The following is a 6,624-nucleotide window of genomic DNA, read 5'->3' on the forward strand; positions in this document are numbered from 1 at the left end:
TGGTTGCAGACCTTCTAACATAGGTTACAGCCTTGCCAACCCAGGTCAGATGTTTCCTAACCTTGGTAAGAACCATTCTCCCCCAGGTAAGAATCATTCTGACCTTGGTAATAACCCTTCTGACCAAGGTTATAACTTATAACCTTGGTCAGAACCTTTCTAACCTTGGTGCCTCCTTCTATGTTTCGGTTTTACCTGTAGGGGCAATTGCCCTTACGATATTTGTCCAAAGGGGAAATCAGTTCCCTTTCTCCTTCAACTCCGCCAGCCTGGCCTGGCTCAGTTCCGACAAATTTTTTTCCAGCTCCGGGTGCTCGGCCAGAAAATCCTTGAAATCATAATTGTTGATGAATATCAGGTCTCCCTCGGTCCTGGCCGCCACCGTGGCGGTGCGGGGCACATCGGCCAGCAGGGCGATCTCGCCGAAGGGGTCGCCTTTTTTCAATGTGGCCACCACGGAGGAATCATCGCCGCCCAGCACTTCCAGCTCGCCTTCCATCACCACGTAAAAACACTGCCCGATCTCGCCTCGGCGGATCACCACCTGCCCGGGCCTCACCGAAAGATACTGGACCATGCCCAACAGCTTGGTCAGCGAATCCGGGGCCAGCCGGCCAAAAAAGTCGCTGTCCTTCAGGGCATTAACGGTGGACAGAGCGTGCAGTATCTCCTCGCCCTGTTCCAGCACCAGGGTCATGGTGGTCCGGTCGCAGACCTCGTCCGGGCCGAAATACTGGATAGGGCCGGGATAAATATAGTCCGCCGACAACATCCATTTGTCCTGCTGCCTGGCGAAGACCTTAAACGGCTCTCCTTCCAGTTCCACCAGGGCCTTTTTGATCACCGGCACGTCCTGGCCGTGGCGGCGCTCCACCGCCATCATTGAGGCCAGGGACTGCCCGCCCGGGACCCACTCGGAAGACGGTTTCATCAGATTTTTGACCATAGCGATGTAGCCGGTCTTCTCCGCTCCCAGCAGAGCCCCGGCGGTGTAACCCAGGCTGTAGGCGTAATCGGCGTCGAAGTTGGATGGCGCGGCGCACCGTCCCTCGTAGCCGAAGAAATGGTTTTGGGCCGCGTATTTCCCCCGGTATTTCCCCTCGGCCTTCCATTCCCTTAAAAGATCGCCCACCATGTCTATCAACAGTTTCTCGGTCTCGATCTTGGAGACCTGGACGTTGCCGTGGGGGTCGCGGTCCTCCAACAGCTCCCACTGCAGTTCGTCGGGCAGCTGGCCGTAGGCCTGGGCCGAGGCCGCCGACAGCTTGCTGTTCAGGAACTGGTGTTTGTCCTTGGTGGTGGGCAGGAAGTTGAAATATTCGTGATGTCCCGAAAGGATCTCGTTGAGCTCGGTTATCAGGACTTTGATCTCGGGGATGAACTCGATCAGGCCTTCCGGCACCACCACCACCCCGAAATTCATTCTTTCCTCGGCCCGGTCCCTTACCAGGCCGGCGATCTGCTCTACTATCTGCTTTAGGCTTAGGTTTTGGGCCGCCACTTCCTCGGAGATTATGGTCAGGTTGGGGTGGCACTGCAGGGCGCATTCCAGGGCGATGTGCGAGGCAGAACGGCCCATCACCCGCACAAAATGCCAGTATTTCTGGGCCGAGTTGCAATCTCTGAGGATGTTGCCCAGCAACTCGGTGTAGACCTTAGTGGCGGTGTCAAAGCCGAAGGATATCTCGATCTGCCCGTTCTTCAGGTCGCCGTCTATGGTCTTGGGGCAGCCGATTACGTTGATCTCGGCTTCGTGCCGGAGAAAATATTCGGCCAAGAGACAGGCGTTGGTGTTGGAGTCGTCGCCGCCCACTATCGCCAGCCCGGTGATCCCTAAGTCCCGGCAGTTTTGGGCCACTTTGACGAACTGCTCCTCCTGGTCCAACTTGGTGCGCCCGGTGCGGATCAGGTCAAATCCCCCGGTATTGCGGTATTCGTCAATCAGGCCGGAGGTCAACAATTGATATTTATTGTCCACCAAACCCCCGCCGCCCCCCAGAAAACCGTATAGTTTGCTTTGGGGGTTGGCGGTGGTTAGGAAATCAAACAATCCGGCGATCACGTTGTGCCCGCCCGGAGCCTGACCTCCGGAAAAGATCACCCCCACATTCAGCGGCTTGTACTGCCGCTTTTGATCTGGCTCAAACAGCACCGGTTTGAAGGCCACGCTCTTGGGAAAAGCCCTGGAAATGATCTCGTTCTGGGAGGCCTGTTTGCCCGTTTCGACAGCCCTCAGCCGGGGACCGTTCTGGATGAAGATCTTCGGAAGTTTGGGCCGGTAACCAGCCCGGTGTTTTTGTAAAACGGAGATTTCTGACATTGGTTCTCCTATTTTTATGGAAGAAATGACGATTTTAACAACCTTTTAGTTTAACACTACCAAAGGTTTATGTCAATAAAAATCGGTAACAAATTTGAATGACCACCTGGGAAATTATAATCCGCAGATTTTCACAGATTATCACGATTTACCCACGTTAATTCAACTAGTTTAACGGAAATATAATTGTTATAACCTGCGTTAATCTGTGGACGAAAAGCGTATTCAATCCAGAGGAGCCGCGGCCGCGGTCAGGGCCAGCACCTGCGAGGCACCGGCAGCCAGAAGAGACGAGGCGCATGATCCTATGGTGGCTCCGGTGGTCAGCACGTCGTCTATCAAAATTATGCGCTTGCCCTTGACTAATTCCGGCTTCTTGACGGTAAAAATATCCCTGACATTTTCCAGCCGCTGCTGTTTGTTAAGCTTGGTCTGGGTCCGGTTATGCCTGGCTCTGAAAATTATTTTTTCGGGGCAGGGCTTGTTCAAAAGCTTTCCCAAAGCCTGAGCCAGAAGCTGGGCCTGGTTGTAGCCCCGCTCCCTTTTGCGGGCCGGATGCAGCGGCACCGCCAGTATCAGATCGGCCGTTTGGTAATGGCCCGCCCCGGCCAATAACTGTTCCATGTAACCGGAAAACTTCTTTACCACCGAACGGCGGTCCGAGTATTTCAGGAGATGGATCGCATCGGCCAGCGGCGCCTTGAAAGGCCCGATGACCCGAATGTCGGCGCAGGCCCAGTCCGGGACCCTGCACTTGGGGCAAAGCAGGGGAGCTTGATCTTCAGATACCGACGGCACCTGCATCCCGCAGCGCTGGCAACTTTGGGCTTCCCATCTTTCCAGGGAATCCCAGCAGGTATCGCAGATCAATCCGCTCTTTTGCTGCAGCATATTCTTGTGGCAGGAAGCGCAGAACGGGGGAAAGATGAAATTCAGCAGGCTGTGAAATAGTGATTTGAGCATCTGGCGATCGAAGCTACGCTGGACTGTTTGAACTCATCCCCTGCCCCCTTCTCTTTCCAGAGAAGGGGAATGAAAGGGGTTGAGTTATTATACGTTTTTAAAAAAGTGAAGTCAGGTTAAAAACAAAGGGAAAGCAAGAATCTTTTCTCGCCTTCCCTTCTCTCTGTTTTCAGCCGGAGTTAAAAGTTAAATTTTAAAGCCAGCCTGGTGGAAAACTTCTTCCTGGTCAGATAGCTGTCGTCGTCCTGTTTTTCATAAGCGACTTGATACGTAAGATACATCCACAGCTTCCAATAAGCCTGGTAGCCGATATCGGTTGTTACCAGCATGTTCTCTTTTTTGGCGAACAGGTCTGACAGGCTTTGGATATTCTTCTGGTCGTAATAGGCCCGGACATCGCCCTTGGGAATCAGGTCCGGGGCGTTGGCCTCGATGTGCAGGATGCCGGTGCTGTCCGCTCCCCGGGTCTTGTAACCGCTGCCCATGATCCGGACTTTGCCTATGACGTTGCCCGAGATCTCGCCGTAGGTGCCGTTCCTGGCCTCGGTGACCTCGTTTATCGATGCGCTCTTCCATGTTGGAATGGAATCCACCACCCGGAAGCGGTCCACTTCGTAGAACATGTCAAAATACTGAGGGAGGAATCTCTGTCCCAGGAAGCGTTGCTCCAGTTTGGCTCCCAAGGTTACTGCGTTGCCGGGGAAAGAAATTAGGGCCGAAATGCCAACCGCACTGCCATGTCCGAACTCTTTTATCTGGCCGAAATCGTAATAGATCCGGCTGGCCAGGATGCTGATATTGATGATGGGCAGCCCCAAGTCGGCGCCGAAGGCAGTCACACCATCCTTGTTGGCCTTGTCCTGGTCGGGGTCAACGTCGCTGACCACCGTTCCGCCTAATTCAAACCCTTTGGCGATGGGGATTCCGGTGTTGGCCAGGGGGCAGACGAAGCCCCGGAAACCGTAAAGCTCGGACCGCCCGAAGTTGGAGATCATGGACTGGAAGCCGAACATGGTCGGGGCATCTCCCCAAGGAAACTTCAGATTAAGCTCCATCCCGATCTTGCGGTTTAGATCGTCGGCCCGGTTGTTGTAGTTGTTCATTAAAAAGCCGTTGCCCAGAGTGGTGGCATCCAATGCTCCCACCCGGGTGTAGAACTTGTCCGGCTTGCTGCCCCAGCTGATATAGCGGACTAACCGCGCCATCTTGCTGGCCGGCTTCCATTCATTCTTACGCAGGTTGCCGTCTTTGTCTATCAGCAAAGTTACGTCCAGGCCCACCCCCAGCTTGGAGAACCTCAGCTCCGGCGCCAGCTGCAGGGTAAAATAGGGTTTTCCGTCGATCATGGTGAAGCCCAGGCCTCCGGTGAAGCTGGAAGTGCTGTCATTGACGGCCCCGGGCAGGACCTGGGCAAAACCGGTGCCTAGGGCGGCAGCCAGAATAAGAACTAATAATAGAGTCTTTTTCATGTCGGGCTCCTGATAAAATTGATGGTTGTTGTTAGCAAATATTTCCTTTTATTATACTATAATAGCCTTTATCTGTCAACTCCAAATATGAAAATAAAAAGACTTGCCAGGCCTTTATGGCCCATGGAATCCAAACAAAAAGACCAGACTTTCGCCTGGTCTTAAATGGTGGCACGGGACAGAGTTGAACTGCCGACGCAGGGATTTTCAGTCCCTCGCTCTACCGCCTGAGCTACCGTGCCAACTATCTATTATTTCTTGAACGGCCTCATGGCTTTTTAAGGATTTTAAATATTTTCCCCTTAAAAGAGCAGCCGACTTGTCCGAAAATGTTTCAGTATATACTATCTCCAAAGGCCTGCGATATCTTGTGGCTATAACGCCGCCAGATTTAAAAGCCTTACTTGCAAACACGCTGTGCTGCCTATGTAAAATCTTTTATCCTTCAGGCTCCGAAGCACGTATACAAAATATTCATTCATTTTAACTGCCGACGCCCCCGATTTATCGGGGCGCCCTACCGCCTGAGCTACCGTGCCGCTTTCCTATATATTATTATTCTTAATTCTTCATTGAGGCTTTACGCATGTCGGAATGAATATTCATACACTGGAAAGCTCTACCTGTAAGCTCTTAGACTTCCCTCACTCTTCTCTCTTTCCAGTCATTTTCTGTATGGTGATGACGGTTTTTGCGCTGCCGCCGAACATGGTGTTTGGTTCGATAACGATACCCTCATCGGGCATAGGCAGTTTTCCTTTGAGCGGAATCATGTATCGGCCCCCCTGAGCGGCCGGCTTGATCTTCAGCTTTTGTCCATAGAAGGCGGCGACTTTGGACGGTGGATCCGTTGTGAGATACAAATACATTGCATAATCGTTGCCGGCCGACATGCCGGCAGAAGCGTCTGCGTTAAATTTAGCGCCGGGATACACAGGAGCGCCAAGGTCCTTTGCAGTTGGTGGCTTACTTTTTAGAGACTTAGCTCGTTCCTCGACCTCCTTGTCCATTTGCACCTCGGTCTCTTCCCGCACTGCCTCCTCCGACTTTTCAGTCGTGGCGGTAATCCGGATGCTTGTGGCCGTCGCATATTTCTTCGGCGCCAGCACCAAACTCTCGTCCATGATATTTATGTAAAAGGTGGTGAGATCATTGTTGCTCTCCTTCTGATACCAACTAATCCAGCCGGCTTCGATCCATTTCCCGGGTGCGCGCGGTTTCCGATTTTTCATCAGGCTCTGTTTCATCCAGGTGCCTGTATGTTGGGTTAATCCAGATCCGGAGAAACATCCCTCGGGTTCATAGTTAGCGTCGTCAAAATCCTCATCCGTATAGTAGTCAATTCGATGCACTACTGGTGATATTGCACCTCGTTCGAGTCCTCTTGGGTCTATATCTGGCGCCCCCTCTTTTGCGCCAATCTTCTGAAGATAGAAACGGAACACTTCCTCCGGCGATGCGCTCGTTTTGTACACCTTCAACACACCGCTTCGCACATTCGGACTGATCTCCCCACCCTGTTCGCTCTTCAAGGCAGACTCTTTGTCCGTATCACGGACTGCGCCGGGAAAAACTGGTATCTCCTTTTCTGACTTTGGCACCTGAGCAGCAAGACGCGAAACACTGCTTACAGAAATGAATAGTACCCAAAGCAGAACTGATCCAGCTGCGATAATTCTTTTTGCACTCATCTCTTCCTCCTTTCATTGATAGGTTAATATGGGGCTGTTTTTTAACCTCAAAAATGCGCAATATGCAACAAAAAACCTCCCAAAGCATTGTAAATACTGATTCCGTATTTTAGGGTCACTTACAAAAACGATCCAAATTGTAGATTTTCCGGTTGAGCATTTTATGAACCTGCTCAAACTC

Annotated in this window: 4 protein-coding genes and 1 tRNA gene; all 5 read right to left on the reverse strand. The window is 52.2% G+C overall.

What is annotated here, in order from left to right:
- Positions 1-238: 238 nt before the first annotated feature.
- The 5 genes from HY768_02910 to HY768_02930 all read right to left on the reverse strand — a co-directional run bounded on the left by HY768_02910 (position 239) and on the right by HY768_02930 (position 6,443).
- Entirely contained in the window at positions 239-2,320 is a 2,082-nt protein-coding gene (locus HY768_02910; GenBank protein ID MBI4726168.1) for a diphosphate--fructose-6-phosphate 1-phosphotransferase, read from the reverse strand.
- A gap of 225 nt (positions 2,321-2,545) precedes the next feature.
- A complete protein-coding gene (locus HY768_02915) occupies positions 2,546-3,283 on the reverse strand; it encodes a ComF family protein (GenBank protein MBI4726169.1) in 738 nt (245 codons plus the stop codon).
- A gap of 179 nt (positions 3,284-3,462) precedes the next feature.
- Positions 3,463-4,752, reverse strand: coding sequence for a hypothetical protein (locus HY768_02920; protein MBI4726170.1), 1,290 nt, complete (start codon positions 4,750-4,752; stop codon positions 3,463-3,465).
- Between the two features lie 166 nt (positions 4,753-4,918).
- Positions 4,919-4,994 (reverse strand) — tRNA-Phe (locus HY768_02925).
- A 402-nt stretch (positions 4,995-5,396) separates the two neighbouring features.
- Positions 5,397-6,443 (reverse strand): hypothetical protein, encoded by a 1,047-nt coding sequence (locus HY768_02930; protein ID MBI4726171.1) that lies wholly within the window; start codon positions 6,441-6,443, stop codon positions 5,397-5,399.
- Positions 6,444-6,624: the final 181 nt, after the last annotated feature.

The organism is candidate division TA06 bacterium (genome assembly GCA_016208585.1).
Taxonomy (GTDB): Bacteria; Edwardsbacteria; AC1; order AC1; family EtOH8; genus UBA5202.

Coding starts and splice junctions, on each gene's coding strand:
- HY768_02910 (MBI4726168.1), bottom strand. CDS start 2,320: ATGTCAGAAATCTCCGTTTTACAAAAACACCGGGCTGGTTACCGGCCC.
- HY768_02915 (MBI4726169.1), bottom strand. CDS start 3,283: ATGCTCAAATCACTATTTCACAGCCTGCTGAATTTCATCTTTCCCCCG.
- HY768_02920 (MBI4726170.1), bottom strand. CDS start 4,752: ATGAAAAAGACTCTATTATTAGTTCTTATTCTGGCTGCCGCCCTAGGC.
- HY768_02930 (MBI4726171.1), bottom strand. CDS start 6,443: ATGAGTGCAAAAAGAATTATCGCAGCTGGATCAGTTCTGCTTTGGGTA.